General features: G+C 58.0%; 21 protein-coding genes. 6 read left to right on the forward strand and 15 right to left on the reverse strand.

Going from position 1 to position 20,824, the window contains the following annotated elements; translation table 11 throughout:
* Window positions 1-35: 35 nt before the first annotated feature.
* The 3 genes from GOV88_RS07660 to GOV88_RS07670 all read right to left on the reverse strand — a co-directional run bounded on the left by GOV88_RS07660 (window position 36) and on the right by GOV88_RS07670 (window position 2,944).
* On the reverse strand, window positions 36-1,817 hold the full coding sequence (locus GOV88_RS07660; RefSeq protein WP_171240035.1) for an acyl-CoA dehydrogenase C-terminal domain-containing protein: 1,782 nt from the start codon (window positions 1,815-1,817) through the stop codon (window positions 36-38).
* A 51-nt stretch (window positions 1,818-1,868) separates the two neighbouring features.
* Window positions 1,869-2,270 (reverse strand): MerR family DNA-binding transcriptional regulator, encoded by a 402-nt coding sequence (locus tag GOV88_RS07665; RefSeq protein WP_171125445.1) that lies wholly within the window; start codon window positions 2,268-2,270, stop codon window positions 1,869-1,871.
* 305 nt (window positions 2,271-2,575) lie between these two features.
* Window positions 2,576-2,944, reverse strand: a complete 369-nt coding sequence (locus GOV88_RS07670) for a MerR family DNA-binding transcriptional regulator (protein ID WP_171122001.1) — start codon at window positions 2,942-2,944, stop codon at window positions 2,576-2,578.
* A 113-nt stretch (window positions 2,945-3,057) separates the two neighbouring features.
* Here GOV88_RS07670 and GOV88_RS07675 point away from each other — a divergent pair, with 113 nt between their 5' ends.
* The 3 genes from GOV88_RS07675 to GOV88_RS07685 are packed head-to-tail and all read left to right on the forward strand — an operon-like array spanning window position 3,058 to window position 5,317.
* On the forward strand, window positions 3,058-3,477 hold the full coding sequence (locus GOV88_RS07675; protein WP_171122002.1) for a PaaI family thioesterase: 420 nt from the start codon (window positions 3,058-3,060) through the stop codon (window positions 3,475-3,477).
* Entirely contained in the window at window positions 3,477-3,995 is a 519-nt protein-coding gene (locus GOV88_RS07680) for a PaaI family thioesterase (protein ID WP_171240036.1), read from the forward strand. Before GOV88_RS07675 ends, GOV88_RS07680 begins: the two co-directional genes overlap by 1 nt.
* Window positions 3,996-4,000: 5 nt before the next feature.
* Window positions 4,001-5,317 carry an MATE family efflux transporter gene (locus GOV88_RS07685; RefSeq protein ID WP_171210861.1) on the forward strand — a complete coding sequence of 439 codons (1,317 nt, stop codon included), beginning with the start codon at window positions 4,001-4,003 and terminating at the stop codon, window positions 5,315-5,317.
* Here GOV88_RS07685 and arsC read toward each other — a convergent pair.
* From arsC to GOV88_RS07705, 4 genes are read right to left on the reverse strand one after another with little or no spacing between them, the layout of a single operon-like run.
* On the reverse strand, window positions 5,314-5,655 hold the full coding sequence (gene arsC / locus GOV88_RS07690; RefSeq protein WP_171210860.1) for an arsenate reductase (glutaredoxin): 342 nt from the start codon (window positions 5,653-5,655) through the stop codon (window positions 5,314-5,316). The two genes, GOV88_RS07685 and arsC, sit on opposite strands and share 4 nt — an antisense overlap.
* Window positions 5,652-6,710 (reverse strand): quinone-dependent dihydroorotate dehydrogenase, encoded by a 1,059-nt coding sequence (locus GOV88_RS07695; RefSeq protein WP_171240037.1) that lies wholly within the window; start codon window positions 6,708-6,710, stop codon window positions 5,652-5,654. Before GOV88_RS07695 ends, arsC begins: the two co-directional genes overlap by 4 nt.
* Window positions 6,707-7,138 carry a DUF1330 domain-containing protein gene (locus GOV88_RS07700; RefSeq protein ID WP_171240038.1) on the reverse strand — a complete coding sequence of 144 codons (432 nt, stop codon included), beginning with the start codon at window positions 7,136-7,138 and terminating at the stop codon, window positions 6,707-6,709. Before GOV88_RS07700 ends, GOV88_RS07695 begins: the two co-directional genes overlap by 4 nt.
* Entirely contained in the window at window positions 7,135-7,473 is a 339-nt protein-coding gene (locus GOV88_RS07705) for a DUF952 domain-containing protein (protein ID WP_171240039.1), read from the reverse strand. The genes GOV88_RS07700 and GOV88_RS07705 overlap by 4 nt, the downstream gene beginning before the upstream one ends.
* Window positions 7,474-7,581: 108 nt before the next feature.
* Here GOV88_RS07705 and GOV88_RS07710 point away from each other — a divergent pair, with 108 nt between their 5' ends.
* On the forward strand, window positions 7,582-9,165 hold the full coding sequence (locus GOV88_RS07710; RefSeq protein ID WP_171240040.1) for a bifunctional UDP-sugar hydrolase/5'-nucleotidase: 1,584 nt from the start codon (window positions 7,582-7,584) through the stop codon (window positions 9,163-9,165).
* Window positions 9,166-9,228: 63 nt separating this feature from the next.
* Here GOV88_RS07710 and GOV88_RS07715 read toward each other — a convergent pair whose 3' ends face one another.
* On the reverse strand, window positions 9,229-10,881 hold the full coding sequence (locus GOV88_RS07715) for a sulfotransferase (RefSeq protein ID WP_171240041.1): 1,653 nt from the start codon (window positions 10,879-10,881) through the stop codon (window positions 9,229-9,231).
* 54 nt (window positions 10,882-10,935) lie between these two features.
* Between GOV88_RS07715 and GOV88_RS07720 the strand changes: the two genes are divergently transcribed.
* On the forward strand, window positions 10,936-11,601 hold the full coding sequence (locus tag GOV88_RS07720) for an SOS response-associated peptidase (RefSeq protein ID WP_171240104.1): 666 nt from the start codon (window positions 10,936-10,938) through the stop codon (window positions 11,599-11,601).
* 44 nt (window positions 11,602-11,645) lie between these two features.
* Window positions 11,646-12,698 carry a tRNA 2-selenouridine(34) synthase MnmH gene (mnmH, locus tag GOV88_RS07725; protein ID WP_171240042.1) on the forward strand — a complete coding sequence of 351 codons (1,053 nt, stop codon included), beginning with the start codon at window positions 11,646-11,648 and terminating at the stop codon, window positions 12,696-12,698.
* Here the strand turns inward: mnmH and selD are convergent.
* From selD to GOV88_RS07760, 7 genes are read right to left on the reverse strand one after another with little or no spacing between them, the layout of a single operon-like run.
* Window positions 12,689-14,848: a selenide, water dikinase SelD gene (gene selD, locus GOV88_RS07730; RefSeq protein WP_171240043.1), complete on the reverse strand. Its 2,160-nt coding sequence runs from the start codon at window positions 14,846-14,848 to the stop codon at window positions 12,689-12,691. The genes mnmH and selD overlap by 10 nt on opposite strands.
* 4 nt (window positions 14,849-14,852) lie before the next feature.
* Entirely contained in the window at window positions 14,853-15,239 is a 387-nt protein-coding gene (locus GOV88_RS07735; RefSeq protein WP_171122014.1) for a Na+/H+ antiporter subunit G, read from the reverse strand.
* A gap of 7 nt (window positions 15,240-15,246) precedes the next feature.
* Window positions 15,247-15,516, reverse strand: a complete 270-nt coding sequence (locus tag GOV88_RS07740) for a K+/H+ antiporter subunit F (RefSeq protein ID WP_171122015.1) — start codon at window positions 15,514-15,516, stop codon at window positions 15,247-15,249.
* The gene (locus tag GOV88_RS07745) at window positions 15,513-16,013 is read right to left on the reverse strand and encodes a Na+/H+ antiporter subunit E (RefSeq protein WP_174834509.1); all 501 of its coding nucleotides are present in this window, start codon (window positions 16,011-16,013) and stop codon (window positions 15,513-15,515) included. The genes GOV88_RS07740 and GOV88_RS07745 overlap by 4 nt, the downstream gene beginning before the upstream one ends.
* Window positions 16,010-17,554: a monovalent cation/H+ antiporter subunit D gene (locus tag GOV88_RS07750; protein ID WP_171240044.1), complete on the reverse strand. Its 1,545-nt coding sequence runs from the start codon at window positions 17,552-17,554 to the stop codon at window positions 16,010-16,012. The genes GOV88_RS07745 and GOV88_RS07750 overlap by 4 nt, the downstream gene beginning before the upstream one ends.
* Window positions 17,551-17,910 (reverse strand): Na+/H+ antiporter subunit C, encoded by a 360-nt coding sequence (locus tag GOV88_RS07755; RefSeq protein WP_171122017.1) that lies wholly within the window; start codon window positions 17,908-17,910, stop codon window positions 17,551-17,553. Before GOV88_RS07755 ends, GOV88_RS07750 begins: the two co-directional genes overlap by 4 nt.
* Window positions 17,910-20,780 (reverse strand): monovalent cation/H+ antiporter subunit A, encoded by a 2,871-nt coding sequence (locus tag GOV88_RS07760; RefSeq protein ID WP_171240045.1) that lies wholly within the window; start codon window positions 20,778-20,780, stop codon window positions 17,910-17,912. Before GOV88_RS07760 ends, GOV88_RS07755 begins: the two co-directional genes overlap by 1 nt.
* Between the last annotated feature and the right edge of the window lie 44 nt (window positions 20,781-20,824).

The raw sequence follows: 20,824 nt of genomic DNA on the forward strand, positions 1-20,824 counted from the left end.
CTGGCTCCGGGGTCGCCCCCGGAACCAGGTAAGGATCAGAAGTTTGCCGCCTCCAGTGCCATGACTGTGTCGGCGCCGGTCTGGATACGTGCCAGATGCAGGCCGGTGGCCGGCAGGCGACGCGCCATGTAGAACTGGCCGGTGGCAATCTTGGTCTCGTAGAACTCGGTATCCGAGGCTGCGCCGTCAAGGGCTGCATAAGACGCTTTTGCCATTTGCGCCCACATCAGGCCTAGGCAGACATGGCCGAACATGTGCATGAAGTCGTTCGACCCGGCCAGCGCGTGGTTGGGGTTCTTGGCACCGTTCTGCATGAAATACATGCCAGCGGCCTGCAAGTCCTTCGAAGCCGCCTTGAGCGGTTCAATGAACGCTTTGTCGAAGGCTTCGTTCTGGCCGCCGTTTACCTTGCAGAAATTCTTGACGATCTCGAAGAATGCCATGACGTGCTTGCCGCCATCGGTGGCCAGTTTGCGGCCCACAAGGTCAAGTGCCTGAACGCCGTTTGCACCTTCGTAGATCATGGCGATCCGCGCGTCGCGGGTATATTGCGACATGCCCCATTCTTCGATGTAGCCGTGGCCGCCGTAAATCTGCTGGGCCTGAACGGTCATGTCATAGCCCTGATCGGTCAGGAAGCCCTTGATGACCGGCGTCAGCAGCGAGATCAGGCCGTCCGCGTCCTTGTCTTCCGAGCGGTGCGCCTGGTCGATCAGCGTGGCACCCCACAGGATGAATGCCCGTGCGCCTTCGGTGAAGCTTTTCTGATCCATCAAGTTGCGGCGGACGTCGGGGTGGACGATCAGCGGGTCTGCGGGACCATCTGGGTTTTTCACGCCGGTTACGTCACGGCCCTGCAGGCGGTCCTTGGCGTATTCCAAAGCGTTCTGATACGCGGCCTCGGCCTGCGACAGGCCCTGCATACCCACACCCAGACGCGCTTCGTTCATCATGGTGAACATAGCGCGCATACCTTTGTTCAGGTCGCCCAGCAAAAAGCCCTTGGCTTCGTCATAGTTCATCACACAGGTCGAGTTGCCGTGGATGCCCATTTTCTCTTCGATCTTGCCGACCGAAACGCCGTTGCGTTCGCCTAGCGAGCCATCTTCGTTCACCATGAACTTGGGAACGATGAACAGCGAAACACCCTTGATGCCCTCGGGGCCGCCGGGGACCTTGGCCAGCACCAGATGGATGATGTTGTCGGCCATGTCGTGATCGCCGGACGAGATAAAGATCTTTTGACCCGAAATCTTGTATGAGCCGTCATCTTGGGGCTCGGCCTTGGTGCGCATCAGGCCCAGGTCGGTGCCGCAATGCGGTTCCGTCAGGTTCATGGTGCCGGTCCATTCACAGCTTACCATGTTGGGCAGATAGGTGGCTTTCTGTTCGTCGGTGCCGTGCGCCAGAATGGCCGAAGCCGCACCGTGGGTTAGACCTTGATACATGGTGAACGCCTGGTTCGAGGCCGAGAACATCTCGCCCACGGCAGTACCCATCACATAGGGCATGTTCTGACCGCCGAATTCCTCGGGCATATCTAGGCCGGTCCAACCACCTTCCTTCATCTGCTCGAACGCGTCCTTGAAGCCGGTCGGTGTGTAAACGATGCCGTTTTCAAGGCGGCAGCCTTCGGTGTCGCCAACGGTGTTCAGCGGATGCAGGACGTTCGATGCAATCTTTCCCGCTTCTTCCAACACGGCACCGGTGAATTCGGCGTCCAGTTCGTTGTATCCGGGGATGTCCGACCCCGAAATGTTAAGCACTTCGTGCAGGATGAACTGCATGTCTTTGGTGGGCGCGTTATAGACGGGCATTTGAAGCTCCCTTTAATATTCAGATGTCCGGGTGATTAGGGACCGCCAGGGTTACTCGGCGGCGTTTTTCTCGTTCTTCATCGAGGCGATGACTTTTTCGCCCCAGCGCAACTGCTCTTTCATTTCGCTGATCGCCTGGTCCAGTTCGTCCCGGCGGGATTCCAAGTCCACCAGACGTTCCCGCGCGATCTCAAGCGTGCGGGTCATCTGGGTCATCTGCTGATCGCCGACGTGGTAGAGATCCAGCAGTTGCCGAATTTCCTCCAGGCTGAACCCAAAGCGTTTCCCGCGAAGGATAAGCTTCAGGCGTGCCCGGTCGCGTTTGGTGAACAGGCGTTTTTGCCCTTCACGGATCGGAAACAAAAGTTCTTTTGCCTCGTAAAAACGCAATGTGCGTGGAGTGACGTCATACGTCTCGCACATTTCACGAATGGTCATCAGATCTTCGGTCATGGGTTCAGCACTCTTGATCACTGGCGTTTTCAATAGTTAGTTGCGCAGTCGATGCGCGTCTTACAACACGGAGGTGTAGTTTACGTAATGCAAACGCTACGTCACTTATAAGTTGACGTAACATCCGTTTACGTCAAGCGCCTTGGGCGCCAAGATCAAACGAACGTGACGTCACAATTCCTGACAGATGAGGTTGTGCTGATTTGCGGCGGCAGGACACGGCGATCCGGCGAATTTGAAAATGGCCGGTCCCTTAGGGTGACACCGTGAAGAGGGGAGTCGGCGCAGCGCCTGCCGCCCCTTGATTATTCTAGCGAACTGGCGGTTTGATCACGCATGCTCTGCAACGCGTCGACCGCCTCATCCAGTTGCTGTCGTTGCTTTTCCAGCTCGACTAGCTGCTGGTCGGCCAATTCAACGAAGGCCTTCATTTGGGCCTGATTCCCCTGATCTTCGTAGATCAACAGCCACTGGCGAATGTCTTCCAAAGGAAAGCCGTATTTCCGCCCCCGCATGATCAGCGTCATCCGGGCACATTCCCGAGGGCCATAGAACCGCGACCTGCCTTCCCGTTCGGGTTGCAGCAACTCGATATACTCATAGTAGCGCAGGGTACGCGGGGTCACATCGAACTCGGCGCACATCTCTTTGAATGACAAACGATCGTCGGACATTCCTGATCTCCTCTGGGACAACCTATGGCCTGCCGCATGCAAGCGCAACAGGCAGGCTTGCTCTTTTGCCTGCCCCTCGCTCATAAAGGGAGAAACCAAGAGGACACAAGTACATGGTCGACAATGCGACGATTGCGCGCCAGTTCATCGAGGCGATTCCGCATGCCAAGGCGCTGGGAATGCACCTGACCAAAATCGACAGCGGCGAGGCTGAAATCACCATGCCGTACAGCGAACAACTGGTTGGCGATCCGCGAACAGGTGTGATCCACGGGGGGGCGGTCTTTGCCGTTTTGGACACCTGTTGCGGGGCCGCTGTCATGAGCCACCCCGCCGCCCCCGGGGGAACGGCCACGATCGACCTGCGGATTGACTACATGCGCGCCGCGACACCGGGGCAGAGCATCACGACCCGCGCGACCTGCTATCATATCACCCGCAACGTCGCCTTTGTCCGAGCAACTGCAATGGACGATGATCAGGATCTGCCTGTGGCGACGGCATCCGGGTCTTTCACCGTGGAGGGGCTGTAATGGCACGTACCCGTCCTGAGCCCATGCAAGTCGTAAAGCAACGACGCGATGCGGCTTTGAACGCTATCGTTGATGGTGTGCCCTATATCCGGTTTCTCAATATCAGATTTGACCGGCGCGGGGATGAACTGACCAGCGTGTTGAACTTCGACGAAAAGCTGATCGGAAACCCTTTTCTGCCAGCTTTGCATGGTGGAGTCACAGCGGCCTTTCTTGAAGTGACGGCAGTAATCACCCTGAGTTGGGAGTTTTTCTTTCCCCGGATCGAAAGCGGTGAACTGGATGCAGAAGATATCTTCAAGGATGACACGGTGCGGTTCCCCAAAACGGTGGATTTCACTGTTGACTATCTGCGGTCCGGCTTGCCACGCGATGCATATGCCCGGGCCTTCGTCAGCCGTTCAGGGCGGCGATATGCTTCGGTGCGGGTTGAGGCGTGGCAGGACAATCACGCGCGCCCCTATGCGCAGGCCACAGGGCATTTTCTGATGCCACAACCACCGACCGCCAAAGAGTGACGGCTGTGCAGGATGCTTCGGCACCCATAACGCATAAGCGGGTGCTGAAGATTGCGGTGCCGATTGTGCTGTCGAATGCCACAGTTCCCATTTTGGGGGCCGTGGATACTGGTGTTGTCGGACAAATGGGCCAGGCCGCGCCAATCGGGGCCGTCGGTATGGGCGCCGTCATCCTGTCCGCGATTTATTGGATTTTCGGGTTCCTGCGTATGGGAACCACAGGTTTGGCAGCACAGGCACGCGGGGCAGGGGACACGGCCGAAACTGGCGCTCTTTTGATGCGGGGGCTGCTTTTGGGCGGTGCGGCGGGGCTGTTTTTTGTCCTGACGCAAATCTGGGTGTTCTGGGGCGCGTTTGCCCTGTCGCCAGCCAGCCCCGAAGTTGAGGCATTAACGCGCGACTATCTGGAAATTCGAATCTGGGGGGCTCCGGCGACAATTGCGCTTTATGCGGTGACCGGCTGGCTGATCGCGATCGAACGGACAAAAGGGGTGTTCATCCTGCAAATCTGGATGAACGGCTTGAATATCGTGCTGGACCTTTGGTTTGTGCTGGGACTTGGCTGGGGCGTCGAAGGTGTTGCGATTGCGACATTGATCGCTGAATGGACGGGTCTGGCTTTGGGCCTCTGGCTGTGCCGCAGCGCGTTTGGTGGCAATCAATGGCGCGACTGGCCGCGAATATTCGATCCCGCCCGCCTGCGCCGCATGATGCAGGTGAACAGGGATATCATGATCCGTTCGGTCCTTTTGACCGGCTCGTTTACGACCTTTCTGTTTGTCGGATCAGATCTGGGCGACGTCAACCTGGCGGCCAATCAGGTCTTGTTGCAATTTCTTGAAATCACAGCGTTTGCCCTGGACGGGTTCGCGTTTTCTGCCGAGGCCCTTGTCGGGGGGGCGGTTGGCGCTAGGGATCGGTATCAGGTGCGGCAGGCCTCGGTTATGGCGTCGCTCTGGGGCGTGGGCGGAGCCTTTGTGCTGGGGGCAGTGTTCTTTTTGGCCGGACCTGCGTTGATCGATGTTATGTCCACCTCGGCTGAAGTGCGGGTTGCCGCACGAGAGTATCTGGCCTGGGCAGCATTGGCCCCAGTGATCGGCGTGGCAAGCTGGATGTTCGACGGTATCTACATCGGCGCCACGTGGACTCGTGCAATGCGGCAAGCGATGATCCAATCCGTCGCGATCTATGTCGTGGCGCTGTTTGTTCTTGTCCCGTGGCTGGGCAATCACGGGTTATGGGCGGCCCTGATGGTGCTGAACATTGCCCGGGGCGTCACCTTGGGATGGCGATACCCCAGACTGGAAGCCCAGATCGCCTAGAGCAGGGTCAGCAGATTTTCAGAAGGCCGACCAATAACCGCCTTGCCGCCTGATATCGCCACAGGGCGTTCGATCAAGATCGGATTGGCAGCCATCGCTGCAATCAAGTCATCCTCGGGCGTTGTCTTGGACAGTCCCAGTTCCTTGAAACGCTTTTCGCCGGTCCGCATCATTTCGATGGCAGGAATACCTAAGCTTTGCAGGGTGGCGCGGATGTCTTCTGCCGAAGGCGCATCATCCAGATACTTGCGGATTTCAACCTTTGCGCCGTTTTCCTCTAGCAGAGCAAGCCCGGCTCGGGACTTGGAGCAGCGCGGGTTGTGCCAATATTCGATCACAGCCAATCCTCTCGTTTGCTGCCAACGGCCTGCGCAACAGCTTCAAACCCATCGCGGGCCAATAGATTGTCCAACCCCTGCGCAATGTCAGAGGCAAGGGAAATGCCCCCGAATACCATGGCTGTATAGAACTGAACGGCCGACGCCCCGGCGCAAATCTTTGCATAGGCCTGCTCGGCCGAGCTGATGCCGCCGACGCCGATCAACGGAACCTGCCCGTCTGTCAGCTTGCTCAACTGTGCCAGAACGCGGGTGGATTTTTCAAACAGCGGCGCGCCGGAAAGACCACCAGCCTCGGACTTATGAGGGCTGCTCAGGCCGTCGCGCGACAGTGTCGTATTGGTGGCGATTACGGCGTCTACACCTGTTTCGCGGGCCACGTCGGCAATATCCTGCAGCTCGTCTTCGGTCAGGTCCGGGGCAATCTTCAGGAAAATCGGCAAAGGACATGCCAGTGCGTCACGGGTTTCAATCACGCCGCTTAACAATGCAGTCAGCGCAGCTTTACCCTGCAAATCCCTAAGCTTTTCAGTGTTGGGAGAGGACACGTTCACCGTGGCAAAATCCAGATGCGGGGCGCAATGGGCCAGTACCTTGGCAAAATCGCCCGGACGGTCGTCGCTGTCTTTGTTCGCACCAAGGTTCAGGCCGATTACAGCTTCCTTGGGGCGCTGCGCCAGACGGCCTGCCATAACCTCCATGCCTTCGTTGTTAAAGCCGAACCGGTTGATGGCTGCACTGTCTTCGGTCAGGCGAAACAGGCGCGGCTTTGGGTTGCCGGGCTGGGGGCGCGGCGTGACTGCGCCGACTTCGATAAACCCGAAACCAGCACGGGACAGCGGGGCAAGAACCTCTCCGTTCTTGTCGAAACCGGCGGCCAATCCAACGGGGTTCGGCAGGTCAAGCCCTGCAACTGTTGTACGCAGCCTTGGCGACGTAATCGGTCCCGGTGCCGGGGCCAGCCCAGCCTTCAGGGCTTTGATCGACAGTCCATGAGCGGCTTCCGGGTCCATCCGGTGAAGGGCGGCAAGGCCAATTTTCTCGGTCAGTTTCATCCAAACGACTCTCCGCCCTGTACCGGGGCGCAGCGGATCAGGCGCGAGGTTTCAACCGCTGCCTGGCGGTGCACAACCGCCTTTTGATAGGTCGGGTTCGTAACCATCTCAAGGAAGGCATGTGCAGAAGGGTACCGGGCAATGAAAACGGCATCCCAGCTTTCGTCGCCGGGGCCGATCAGGGTTGTCTGGAACGCACCGCGCCACAGTATTGATGCACCCAAACGGGCGATGATCGGCGCGGTTTCGGTTCCGTAGTTCCGATAGGCCTGCGCGCCGGTCAAGTCAGCCTTCGCCAGATCATGCCCGTCAGGGTATTGCGCCTTGGCCCGGAACTTCACAAGATTCAGCATCTCGATCGGATGGTCGCGGTCGAGGGTCTTGAACGCCTCGAATTGCGCGCGCTCGGGGTCGATATAGGTTGTCATTCCATCTCCTCGGGGAATTGGTGCGCATGTCCATCAAACGGCAGGGGGCGCGACCAGACAACGTCCGTCATGCGGATTTTGCGGTATAGATGGGGGAACAAAGCGCCGCCCCGCGACACCTCCCATTTCAAGTCGCCTCCCATCGCGCCCGCATCGCAGGCCAACAAGGTCAGCCCTGTGACACCCGCAAAGTGCTTGGTCGCGGTTTCAGCAGCCTGCGTCGCGGTCGAGAAATGAACATACCCATCCGAAACGTCGATCGGAGCGCCATCGGATTCGCCGTTGGACTGCAACGCGGCCCATTCATCGGCCCGAAAAATCTTGTAAATCAGCATGGGCTCGTGATGCCCCGCGCGACGGCTAGAATCAAGATGGATTTCCCCCTTTGACTCTTTGAACAGCAGAGCGCACCATCACGCCCAATAACAATAGGGAGTTTCAATATGTTGACCCGTTTCCTGGCTTCGGCTGCTGTTTTGGGCCTGACCGCAGGCATGGCGTTGGCCGAATACAAGCTGACGATCCTGCACACCAACGACATCCACAGCCGCATCGAGTCCATCAACAAATATGATTCAACTTGCGATGCCGAGGATGAAGCAGAAGGCAAATGCTTTGGCGGCGTTGCGCGGTTGAAAACGATCGTGGACGCCCGTCGCGATGCGCTGAGCGGCGAAAACTATCTTTTGCTTGATGCCGGTGACCCCTTCCAAGGTTCGCTGTTCTATACGACCTATAAGGGCGCTGCGGAAGCTGAGTTCATGGAAGCAATCGGCTATGATGTCATGGCGGTTGGAAACCACGAATTTGACGACGGCCCCGAAGGTCTGGCTGCATTTATTGACGTTGTCAGTTTTCCCGTGATCTCGGGGAACCTGGACCTGTCGTCTTCGTCGGAACTGAAAGATCGCATTGATGGGCATGTTGTCCTCGAGCTGGGCGGCCAGAAAATCGGGATCGTCTCAGCACTGGCGACGGACACGGTGGAAACCTCAAGCCCCGGCAAGGACGTAGTGTTTCAGGACGAAATCGAAAGCCTGACCGCTGATGTCGAAGCGCTGAAGGCCGAGGGTGTGAATATCGTCATCGCCCTGACCCATGTGGGTTTGGCCAAGGATATCGAGATTGCCGAAAAAGTTCCGGGGCTGGATCTAGTCGTGGGCGGGCACTCCCATACGCTTTTGTCCAACACGCAAGAGGGCGCGGCTGGGTCTTATCCCGTGATGGTCGGCGACGTTCCGGTCGTTCAGGCCTATGCCTATTCCAAGTATCTCGGCGAGGTTACGCTGACCTTTGATGATGACGGAAACCTTGTATCTGCAGAAGGTGAGCCAATCCTGCTGGATGCCTCGGTAACTCCGGACCCCGATATCGCCGCGCGTGTTGCCGAGATGGGCGCCCCGATCGAGGAAATGAAACAGCGTGTGGTCGCCAGTTCCGCTGAAGCGATTGAAGGAAACCGCGATGTTTGCCGCGTTCAGGAATGCCAAATGGGCAACCTTGTCGCCGACGCGATGTTGGCGCGGGTCGCGGATCAGGGCGCTCAGATCGCGATTGCCAATTCGGGTGGTCTACGGGCCTCAATCGACTCGGGCGATGTGACCATGGGCGAAGTGCTGACGGTTCTGCCGTTCCAGAACACGCTTTCGACCTTTGAGATCAGCGGCCAGGGCGTGATTGATGCTTTGGAAAACGGCGTCAGCCAAGTCGAAGAGGTCAAGGGCCGCTTCCCGCAGGTGGCGGGCATGACCTTCACATGGGACCCGTCAGTGGCACCGAACGAAGGCCGCATCACCGAAGTAATGGTGGCCGATGGCGACGGCTTTAAGCCGATTGACCCCGCCGCGACCTATTTGGTTGTCACGAACAACTATGTCCGCAATGGCGGCGACGGATACAGCATGTTCGAAGGTGACGACAAGAATGCCTACGACTTTGGCCCGGACTTGGCTGATGTGACGGCGGAATACCTTGCAGAAAACGCGCCTTACACGCCTTATCTGGATGGTCGCATCAAGCAGAAGTAACGCGAATTAGATAACAAAAATCGGGCCGCATCAGTCGATGCGGCCTTTTTTGTTTCGGACCCGTTAGCTGAAATCGTATTCCGGCCAAAGTTCTGCGTCGAACCCTTGCAGCATCGGTTGAAGATGCTCTGAAACGTCGCGCCAACCGCCAATGGACTTGGTCGAGATTTTCTTGCGCACTTGGTCGATACTGGCCGTTCTGACCTGTTTGGTGTTCTTTTCCGGGTGCATCATGGTTTCGGACCATTTGATGTCACAGAATTCGGCAACCTGTTGGCTGTACGTCTTGGGATCGGCGACCAGCTTTTCGTAAGGAACTGTCAGAATTCTGTCGCCAAACACAGCGGTCCAATGCGTCATATAGCGACGGTACAGGTTCGCTGTGTGGGCAATTGCTTCAAGGTTTGAGGCATAGCGCATCCCGCCAGCAGGGAACCTTCTGATCCATTTGGACAGACCAACGTCGCGCGGATCGCGCAGCATGTTGATGACTTTGGCATTGGGGAAGGCCGACAGAAGGAAACCCGCGCGCTGAAAGTTGTGCGGCATCTTATCGACAAACGCGGCGGAGTCGTGGGGGATTGGAGGCATCAACTTGCGGAATTCCCGTGCAAATTCCGCCGCCTCTTTTTCGCCGAACCGTTTACCGATTTTCAAATGGGCCTGAGACAGGTCGCCGGTAATCGTAAGCTCTCCGCACCCCGCGATTTCGGGGTCAGAACTCAGCATCATTTCCATCAACGTGGTGCCGGAACGGGGCTGGCCCAGAACGAAAATGGGTTTGGGGGATTCCGAAAGGTCAGCCATGACCGGATCGACCCCAATGGGGAACAGGTCCGTGATCTGCGTCAGCTTTTCTTCTTCTGCCTGGAAATCATACGGGTTTGCTTCGTGCTGGACTGCATTGGCCCGCGCAAATTGAGGAAGCGCGGCGCCCAACCCTTCTGTCTTTGAGATCAGCTCGGCCTTGGCGAATTCCAACTCTGAAAGTTCATGCTCATTTGATTTGCGGGCGGCTTCAACCGCTGGCATCAGGTCTGGCGCGGTTTCCGCGTTCGCCATGGTTGAAAGTTGGAACAGCGTCGCCACATGCCCGGGCTCTTCGGTCAGAATCCGCTGCATAATTTCCTTCGACCCCGCCTTGTCGCCGCTTTGATGCAGGTTAACGGCCATCTGAAACGCAACATTGTGATTTTCAGGGTCCAGCGCATAAGCCCGGGTAATGTCGCGCGCGCTGTCTTCGACAAACGATATGCGCCCATAGGCCCGTGCACGCGTCGACAAAAGACCGGGGTTATCCGGGTCCGAGGCCAGCTTTCTGGAAGTATAGTCGATGATCAGACGCCAGTTGCTTCCCTTTTGCTGGATTTCGTCGATGACGCGGGTCAGTTCCTTGTTGTTGGGGAACTTCTCAAGCTTTTGTTCAGCAAATTCCAGCGCCTTGGGAATTTGACCGGTTTGCATCAGCGCGTTGGCAAGGTTTTCGACAAATTGCGGATCGTCCGGTTTCATCCGCGAGGCTTCGACGAAATGTGGTATCGACTTTCGATACTGCTTCATCTCGGTCAGGACAAAGCCGGAAATGGCGTGAAAATCCGTGTCTTTTGGAAACTTCTTGAGGCCCAACTGTGCTTTTTTCAATGCTTGCTGCAGCTTGCCTGCGTCCAGGGCCGACAGCGCCTTACTTTTCAGGGAACTTGCTGTTTGATTTTGCATATGACCCCGTGAGAACCTGTGCCTGTAGGAAATACTGTTGATGGTTCATTACCCATGTGCGGACGGTTTGCAATAACTCTTCCCAACGACGCTATGGCGCAGCTTTTTGCAGCTCGGCCTGCTAATACGTTGCCTGCCGTGCCCAACTTTAATGTTTGCCCGACAAATCAGGTGCATGTGGTACGGGCCGGAGAAAACGGCCGCACGCTGGACCCTCTGCGATGGGGGTTTCTGCCGCATTGGTACAAGACGGAAACCGCGGGTCCCTCGCTGATCAACGCGCGGGCAGAAACATTGGCCGAGAAGCCCGCCTTTCGTGCAGCTTGCCGCGAGCGGCGGTGCCTGATCGTGGCCACCGGGTTTTACGAATGGACCAAGACGGACCAGGGTGATCGGCTGCCTTGGTACATTCAACGTAATGATGGCGCGCCCATTGCCTTTGCTGGAGTCTGGCAAGATTGGGGGGGCGAGGGCGCGCGGCAAGGGACCTGCGCAATCGTCACAACCCCTGCCAACAAACACCTGAGCGCGATCCATCACCGAATGCCCCTGATACTTGAGCAAAACAACTGGCCCTTGTGGTTGGGTGAAACTGGAAAAGGGGCCGCGCGATTGATGCAACCGGGGGCCGAAGGTGTTCTTAGTTTTCACCGGGTGGATCCGGTGGTGAATTCCAACCGGGCATCTGGTCCTGACCTGATTGAGCCTGTCGATGCGTGATCGCTGTTCTTTCCAAACCGGGGAGGGCGGGTTAGACCGCTGACATGGTTCTGAAATTTTCCAACCTGCCCGAACTCTATGCGCATGGATTTGACACGGTGATCGACGTGCGCAGCCCTGCGGAATTTGCCGAAGATCATTTGCCCGGTGCAATAAACCTGCCGGTGTTGGACAATGAAGAACGCGCAAGGGTCGGCACGATATACGTTCAGCAAAGCCCCTTTCTGGCGCGAAAGCTGGGCGCGGCATTGGTGTTTCGGAACGCGGCTAATCATATCGAACGCAGCCTGTCCCACCACGTAGGAGGGTGGAAGCCCTTGGTTTATTGCTGGCGCGGCGGGCAGAGGTCAGGGTCGTTTACTTGGATGCTGCAGCAAATCGGCTGGCGAGCCGAAGTTGTCGAGGGCGGTTATCGCACCTATCGCAGGTTGGTGAACCATTACCTGTATGATGACCCGTTGCCCCACCGATTGATTGCGCTGGACGGGTATACTGGTACCGCAAAGACCGAATTGCTGGCCAAGCTCGGCGCGTGTGGCGTTCAGGTGCTTGATCTTGAAGGGCTGGCAAATCACCGGGGGTCATTGCTGGGTGAAATGCCCGGAGGACAGCCCAGCCAGAAGGCCTTCGAATCCGCGTTGGCAGCCAGTTTGTGCCTGCTGGATCCCGCCCGTCCGGTGGTGGTGGAAGCGGAGTCTTCGAAAATCGGATCGTTGATCTTGCCTCCAACCATCTGGTCCGCGCTTCGAAACGCGCCCCGTATTCAGATCGCTGCCCCGATTGAGGCACGCTCGGCCTATCTGGTGTCGGCCTATGACGACGTGTTGTCAGATAGTGACCGGTTGCGGGATCGGCTGTCTCCGCTCCGGTTTCACCGGGGCCACGATATTGTGGATGGGTGGTTGTCGTTGATCGACGCAGGCGACAAGAAGGCTCTGACCCGAGCCTTGATGGAGCAGCACTATGACCCGGCTTATGCCAAGTCCAGCCGGGCGCGCAAAGCGCCGGTCATCGCCCATGTCGATGTTCCTAGGTTGGACGACGCGGGACTGGACAGTGCGGCGGCACAGGTCCAACAGGTTTTGGATCAGCTTTGAAGGCGCAGACCGGATGTTTCGGTCATTTGGCCAATGACAACTGCGGGGTATCCCGCCTCACGTAGCGTCGTACAGGTTTGATGAGCGTGATCCGGGGAAACGGCAGCCAATAAGCCCCCGGCGGTTTGCGGGTCGAACAGCAGGTCGATCTTGCCGCCGGAGGGCAATTCGGGCGCCAGCGCGCGATTGTCATTGAACAGCGTGGATCTGACGCCGCCTTCGCTCAGTTCAAGTGCGCCGGTCATGATCGGGATTGCATCGGGGTCAAGGGTTGCCCCGCAGCCTGATGCTTCGCAGATACCCAAAAGGTGCCCTGCGAGGCCAAACCCGGTTACGTCCGTCATGGCATGGGCGTCGGCTAGAATGCGCGAAGCTGCATCCTGCGGCTGGGCCATCTGTTGAAATGCCTTTGTGACCCACGCTCCGTCCGCCGCGCCAGCCATTTCAGCGGCCATCAGAATACCGCTGCCCAATGGTTTGGTCAGGATCAGGGCATCACCGGGGCGTGCACCGGCAAGCGTGATCGGGTCGCGCTCACACAGGCCGGTCAAGGTGAAGCCGATGGTCAATTCGTCCCCCATGGAACTGTGGCCACCTACAATTTCAGCTCCGGCTGAACGGATAACGTCGTTAGCCGTCGTCATGACCTCGACCATCGTGCGGTGCTGCAAGTCCGGGGACATCCAGGGCAAAATGATTGTGGCCGTTGCAGCTTGCGGTGCAGCTCCCATCGCCCAGATATCACCAAGGGCGTGCACGGCGGCGATCCGAGTCATCAGGACCGGGTCGAGTGTGAAACCGCGAAGGTGATCCGATGTCATGACCTGCCGTGCGTTTCCGGTTAGCAGAAGGGCGGCGTCGTCATTGGGCAACGGCGTCACATCTGCGCGGTCGGGTTTGGGCAGGTTGCGCAGGGCGTCCCGCAACGCGCCCCTCCCGATCTTTGCGCCGCACCCCCCGCACATAGGTTTGTCACCGACCGCGCTTTCCATCCCAGCGGCGTGGTCGCGGGGCAGCGCAGGTTGTGTCATCTGAGGCAGGTTGCGGAATTTGTTCATGAATGTCTGGTCGATGTGGTCCTTCCATTTCCACATCAACGCACCACTGAACGAGGTGCCCAGACGTTCGGCCAGCGCGGACTTTCCGCCCAAAGACACCAGTTTCAGGTAGTCCTTTTGCGGGACATACCGGCGCAGTTTTCCCGCGCCAAGGGCTGCGCGCAAGTTATTGAACAGAATGGGGGCTTCTCTTACTGCATAGACGCCTGCCTTGGGTCTTGGGCTTTCGGTCAGATGCGCGCAATCCCCGGCGGCAAAGACAGCCGGGTCACTGGATTGAAGGTGCCCGTCGACCTGAATAAAGCCGTCTTTCAAATCCAGCCCTGTCTGCGCGATCCACTCATGGGCGCGGGCACCGGCGGCACCGGTTACAAAGTTCGCCGGAATCTGACGCCCGTCCTCAAGCAGCACATGATCGTTTGCAATCCGCGTGATAGTCGCGCCTTCGATGACTTCAATGCCAAGGCCGGACATCGAGCGCCTTATCGTCGATGCGGCTTTGACCTGCGTTGCGGTCAGGGCTTGGGCATTGTCGATCAACGTGACCTGCGCGGGTCGGTTTCTGGACTTTAGGGCATGGGCCATTGCCATGACCAATTCGACGCCCGCAATACCGCCGCCAATAACGACCACCGCAGCAGGGCCGCTTTGGTCGACAAAATCGCCCCATTTGGCTGCAAATGGCCCCAGCGGTTTGGCTGGGGTCGCGTGTTCGGCGAAGCCCTCAAGTCGTGGCATGTCCGAGGTGATGCCCACGTTGACCGAAGCCACGTCAAACGTGATCGGAGGGCGTCCGGGCACATGCACATGTCGGTCATTCAGGTCGATTCCATCCACGGCCCCTAGAACGATGCGCGCACCTGCGAACCGGGCCAGCTTGACCAGATCGATATTCAGCTCGTGCCTGTCATAATGCCCGGCGACAAACCCCGGCAGCATGCCCGAATACGGTGCGGTCGGGCCGGGGTTGATCACCGTGACCCGAGCGCCCGGCAGCGGGTCCATCCCCCATTTCCGCAGCAGCAGTGCGTGGGTGTGACCGCCGCCAATAAGAACCAGATCGCGGGTCAGGGGCAGCGGAGGTGTATTCATATCGCTAGTTCGCCGTATGGTCCGGTACGTCTTCGACCTGTTCGACGGCGTGGGTGGCCCAAAGCCCGTCCTCGCCCGCGTCTGGCAGGTTCTCGGGTTTTTCATGGCGGTGAATGTGCCACTTTGCAATGAACAGGGCCGTGATCGGGGCTGTCAGGAACAAGAACAACGTGATCAGCAGCTCATGCAGGGACAGATGATTTTCAATCAGAACTGAATGGATGATCGAAGCCACAAGAACGCCGCCCACCCCCAGAGTCGTAGCTTTGGTCGGCGCATGAAGGCGCGACATCGGGTCTTTCAGTTTGATCATCCCGTAAGAGCCCACGAACCCGAAAATCCCCGAGACGACTAGAAAGAAGGCGATCAAAAACTCGAAAATGAATGCCATGCCGCCCTCACTCGATAATATTGCCGCGCAACATGAAACGCGCGTAAGCCACGGTTGAGACGAAGCCCAGCATGGCAATGATCATGGCGGATTCGAAAAAGATCTCGGTCCCCAGGGATAAGCCATACAGGATCAGAAGGGCGATGGTGTTGATCACCATCGTATCCAACGCCAGCACACGGGTGCCGACGCCGTCTGCTGTGATGATCCGCCAAAGGCACATCATGATGGCGGTTCCGAAGCACGCAAAGGCAAACCAGATGGCGTAGTCGATCATTCGAAAATCTCCTTGAGCCGGCGTTCATAGCGCTGCTTGATTTGATCCCGCACCGCATCGGGGTCGGGGGCGTCCAGGCAATGAACCAAAAGGCAATGACCTTGCGCTGACAGATCGCTGCTGACCGTGCCCGGTGTCATTGTAATGGTGCCGGCCAGAACGGTTATGGCCTCGGGCGTGCGTAGTTCCAGCGGTACGCTGATCCAATTGGGTTGGCGGTCTGCATCGCGTTTGAACAGGATAATCCGGGCGACGGTGACATTGGCCACGACGATATCCCAAAGTACGACCAGAATATACTCTACGACCATGGGCCAATTCCGCAGTTTCGGGCGATCCGGCCAGTAGGGTTGCGTGACGAATGGGATGATGATCCCTAAAATCAGGCCGAAGACCAACGAGTTCAGCGAAGGTTCGTTCGCCAGCAGAACCCACACAACCGTCAAAAGAAACGTCAGATGAGGGTGCGGAAATATCCGGTGCAGGAGTCTTATCATTCTTCGCCTCCCAAAACGGCTGAGATATAGTCTTCCGGGGTAAACAACTGCTGGGCCGTGCTGCTGGCGTATTGCAATGCAGGACCAGCGAATAACGTCAGCATGACAAGGCCAAGAACAAGCGTAAAGACGGCAGTGAAGGCAAGACCGGGTTGCGGTTCTGGCGCCGGAACTGCGTCAACCCCGTCTTCGTTTTCTTGGTCCGCTTCTGGGTTGTGCTGGGCGCCATGACTTTTCCAAAAGATCAGCGACCCGGCCCGCGCCAGCCCGACAATCGTGACGAATGAGCCGATCAGGATTACGGCCCAGATTGCGTTTGCGTCCCGTGCATCCCGCGCGGCGACCAGAACCAACAATTTGCCGACAAAGCCGGATAGCGGCGGCATCCCTGCCAACGCGATGGCCCCGACAAAGAACAGGCCTGAAATCAACCCGCTCTGAGGCATTGGGCGCGTGGGGGCAATCGCTCCGCCGCGACGTTCCATCACCAGATCCGCTACCAGGAACAGCAGGGCGGTCGCTAGGGTCGAATGGTAGATATAGTACAGCGCCGCAGTTGTAGCGGTTTCTGTGAACAGCGAAATGGCAACCAGCAGCGTTCCCATCGATGCGATGGCGCAAAAGGCCACCATCCGCGCGATATGCTGCGCGCCAAGGATGCCGATCGTGCCCACCGCAAGCGTCACCAGAGCAGCCGGTTGTAGCCATGCGCCTACCAGTCCTTGCGTCGCTTCTACCTCGGGGCCGAAGCCCAGCGTGTACATCCGCAGGATCGAATAGGCCCCGACCTTGGTCATGATGGCAAACAGTGCTGCGACAGGCAGAGGGGCGTTCGCGTAGCTGGCGGGTAGCCAGAAATGCAGAGGCAATACCGCGGCCTTGATACAGAACACCAACAGCAACAGCACCGCGCCGACCCGCAGCAGGGCCGTGTCGTCGGCCGGTAGCTCGGCCACGCGTACAGCCATGTCCGCCATGTTTAGCGTACCGGTCACAGCATAAAGCGTTCCCAGTGCGAACAGGAACAGGGTTGATCCCAGCAGGTTATAAGCGACGTATTGCACGCCTGCCTTCAGACGCACCGCCCCGCCGCCATGGGTCATCAGGCCGTAAGAGGCGATCAGCAGAACCTCGAAGAAAACAAACAGGTTGAAGGCGTCGCCAGTCAGGAATGCGCCGCACACACCCATCAATTGAAAGTGGAACAAGGCATGGAAATGTTTGCCCCGGTCGTCCCAGCCCGAGGCGATGGCATACAGCACAATCGGCAGCGCCAGCAGGGCGGTCAGCAGTACCATCATGGCCGACAGTCGGTCCAGAACCAGAACAATACCGAACGGCGCGGGCCAGTCGCCCAGTTCATAAACCTGAATGTCTCCTCCCGCCGCCTGTGCAGTAATGGTCAGGGCAATCCCCAGCAGACCAACAACCCCGGCGACCGAGAAGATGCGTTGCAGGTCCAGATGATACCGCAGGACCATGATAATAAACGGGGCCAGGATCGCAGGAAGGACGACCGGCGCTACGATCCAGTGGTTCATGCGTCTTCTCCCGGCGCATCCACGCTGTCTTGCGCGGTCATGTCGATGTGGTCATCTCTGGACGACAGGTACGCCGACAATGAGATCATGACGATCACCGCCGTCATCCCGAACGAGATCACGATGGCCGTCAGAACCAGCGCCTGTGGCAGCGGATCGGTATAGGGAACGTCTTCGTATTTGTTCAGGACAGCAGGAGCGTTCAGCGCCAGCCGTCCGGTGGCGAACAGGAATACATTTACGGCGTAGGTCAGCAAGGACAGGCCCAGAATAACCGGAAAGGTTCTACGGCGCAGGATCAGGAAAATCCCGGCGGCGGTCATGATGCCAACGGCTGAGGCGACAAGCGCTTCCATCAGGCTTGCTCCTTTTCTTGTTCTTCTTCCGGGGGATTATCCCGCAGCGGGTTGATATCCATCGGGAATTCCTGCGCCATTCCGGGCTGCCAGGCAAACCGTGACAGACTGTCCAAAGCCAGCATGACAGCGCCCAGAACCGCCAGGAAAACGCCTGTGTCGAAAAGCATCGCCGTGGCCCATTCGAACTCTTCCAGCGGTGGCCAGTGCAGATAGCCGAAGTCGCTGGTCAGGAAGGGGCGTTCGTTGAACCACGCACCCAGACCCGTTGCGGCTGCGATCAGGACACCCCAGCCGATTGTGCCGTGATAATAGAACCGCTGCCGTTCAATGGCCCAAGTGTATCCGCTGGCCATGTATTGCATCAGGTAGGCGATGGCGACGATCAGTCCGGCGATAAAGCCGCCTCCGGGCTGGTTGTGGCCGCGGAAAAAGATATAGGCCCCCACCATCAACGCAATTGGCATCATCATGCGCGTCACGACCACCATCATGAGAGGGTGTGAATCACCCGATTGTGGCCAGTGCGGTTTGCGGTTCAGCAGATAGCTGCGGACATTCGTCCCCAATACGGATTCTGTCAGCGCAAAGATGATCAGGGCAGCAATCCCCAGCACAATGATTTCACCAAAGGTATCAAAACCCCGGAAGTCGACCAGAATCACGTTGACGACGTTGGTGCCTCCGCCTCCTTTGTACGAGTTGGCAAGGTGGAACTCGGAAATGGTTGGAAACGCAAAGTCACGCAGCATGAGCGCATAGATCAACGCGCCAGTACCCAGCCCTGCGACGACTGAAATAGCCGCGTCCCGCCAACGCCGCGTTGCGCTGCTGTCCCATGGTGTATCCGTAGGCAGAAAGTTCAGCGACAGCAGCAGAAGGATCATGGTCACCACTTCGACCGAGATCTGCGTCAGGGCCAAATCCGGAGCCGAGAGGTAGTTGAACGCCATTGAAACGATCAGTCCAACGACTCCAATCAGGACCAGCGACAGCAACCGGTTACGGTGGAACCACATAATCGCCAGCGTCGCACCCACCAGACAGATCCAACCGATGAACGGAATGAGTGGCGCAGGCAGGGCTTCGCGTGTCGCGACCCCCAGCGACCCGGTCGAATACGCATAGTATCCCAGTCCGAGCGTGAAGGCGATCAGGATTATGGCGTACCGGCTGATCACACCATTATGCAGCGCGTCTGTGACCCACCTGCTGAACACCGTGAATGCGCCAATGACATAGTCAAAGATCGCTTTGGCCTCGGGGCGGGGAAGGGCGTTCCAAAGCTGCTCGCCCCGGCGGTGAAGGGCCAGCAGGAACAGACCGCCCAGCGTTGCAACAACGGACATGTAAAGCGCAGGCGTAAAGCCGTGCCACAGCTTTAGCGAGTAGTAGGGCAGTTTCTCGCCACCAATCACCGCGCTGGATACAACGGCGACCAGTGGCCCTACAATGGCCGCAGAATACAGGCCAATCAGCACAACAAGCACCACAAGGAAAGCCGGGGCCAGCCATAGCCCGACCGGAGGATCATGTGGATGGGCCGGGTAATCGCTCCGCTGTGGGCCAAGAAACACATGGCTGACGAAGCGGAATGAATATGCGGCAGAAAACAGCGCCGCCAGCAAAGCAAGACCCGGCACCAGGTAGTGTGAGTTCAACCAAGTGGTGTGAACGGTTTCTTCCAGCATCATCTCCTTGGACAAGAAGCCGTTCAGGGGCGGTAGCCCTGCCATTGACAGTGCTGCAATCGCTCCGATGGTGAAGGTTATCGGCATAAGCTTTCGCAGACCGCCAAGCCGCTTGATGTCGCGGGTTCCCGTCTCGTGATCGACAATGCCTGCGGTCATGAATAGCGCGGCCTTGAAGGTCGCGTGGTTGATGATGTGGAACACGGCTGCGACGGCTGCGAACTTGGTGCCAAAGCCCAGCAACATCGTCACCAGCCCCAGATGTGACACCGTTGAAAACGCCAGCAGCGCCTTCAGGTCATCTTTGAACAGAGCGATGCAGGCACCGATCAGCATCGTGACCAACCCTGTTGTCGCGACAATATAGAACCACGCATCTGTTCCGGCCAGAACCGGCCACATTCGCGCCATCAGGAAAAGCCCGGCCTTCACCATTGTGGCAGAGTGCAGGTAAGCCGAAACCGGTGTCGGTGCAGCCATCGCATGGGGCAACCAGAAGTGAAACGGGAATTGGGCCGACTTGGTGAAACACCCCAACAGGATCAGGATCAGCGCAGGCAGATAGTGCGGCGACGACTGGATCAGTTCTTTGTTCTGAAGAATGACGCTCAGGTCGTAGGAGCCGACGATATTGCCAAGGATCAGCATCCCCGCGATCATGGCGAGCCCGCCTGACCCCGTTACCGCCAGTGCCATTCTGGCCCCTTGGCGCCCTTCGGGAAGGTGTTTCCAATAGCCGATCAGTAAGAATGAGCTCAGCGACGTAAGTTCCCAGAAAATAAGTAGAAGAAGGATGTTGTCCGACAAAACGATACCGACCATCGCGCCCTGAAACAGCAGCAGGTACGTGTAGAACTGCCCCATCGGATCTTCGCGTGACAGGTAGAACCGGGCGTAGAGAATGATCAGCAGACCGATGCCCAGGATCAGCAGGGCAAACAGAAAACCAAGACCGTCCAGCATGAAATTGGCGTTCAGCCCAAGGCTGGGAATCCAATCAAACCGAGCGGTCACGACATCCCCCCGCATGACCGACGGGATGTGGATGAGCAAACCCATCAAGGCCAGAAACGTGGTCAGCCCCGCGGCGGATGCAGCTGCGTTTCGTCCCGCCCTGATAAGAAGGGCTGGAAACACAGCGCCGAGAAAGGGAAGGGCCGCGATGAGGAATAGGGACAAGTGCGATACTCCGGTCTGGGCGGTCAAAATTAGTACTGATTTTG

Source organism: Ruegeria sp. HKCCA5491 (genome assembly GCF_013034565.1).
GTDB lineage: Bacteria > Pseudomonadota > Alphaproteobacteria > Rhodobacterales > Rhodobacteraceae > Ruegeria.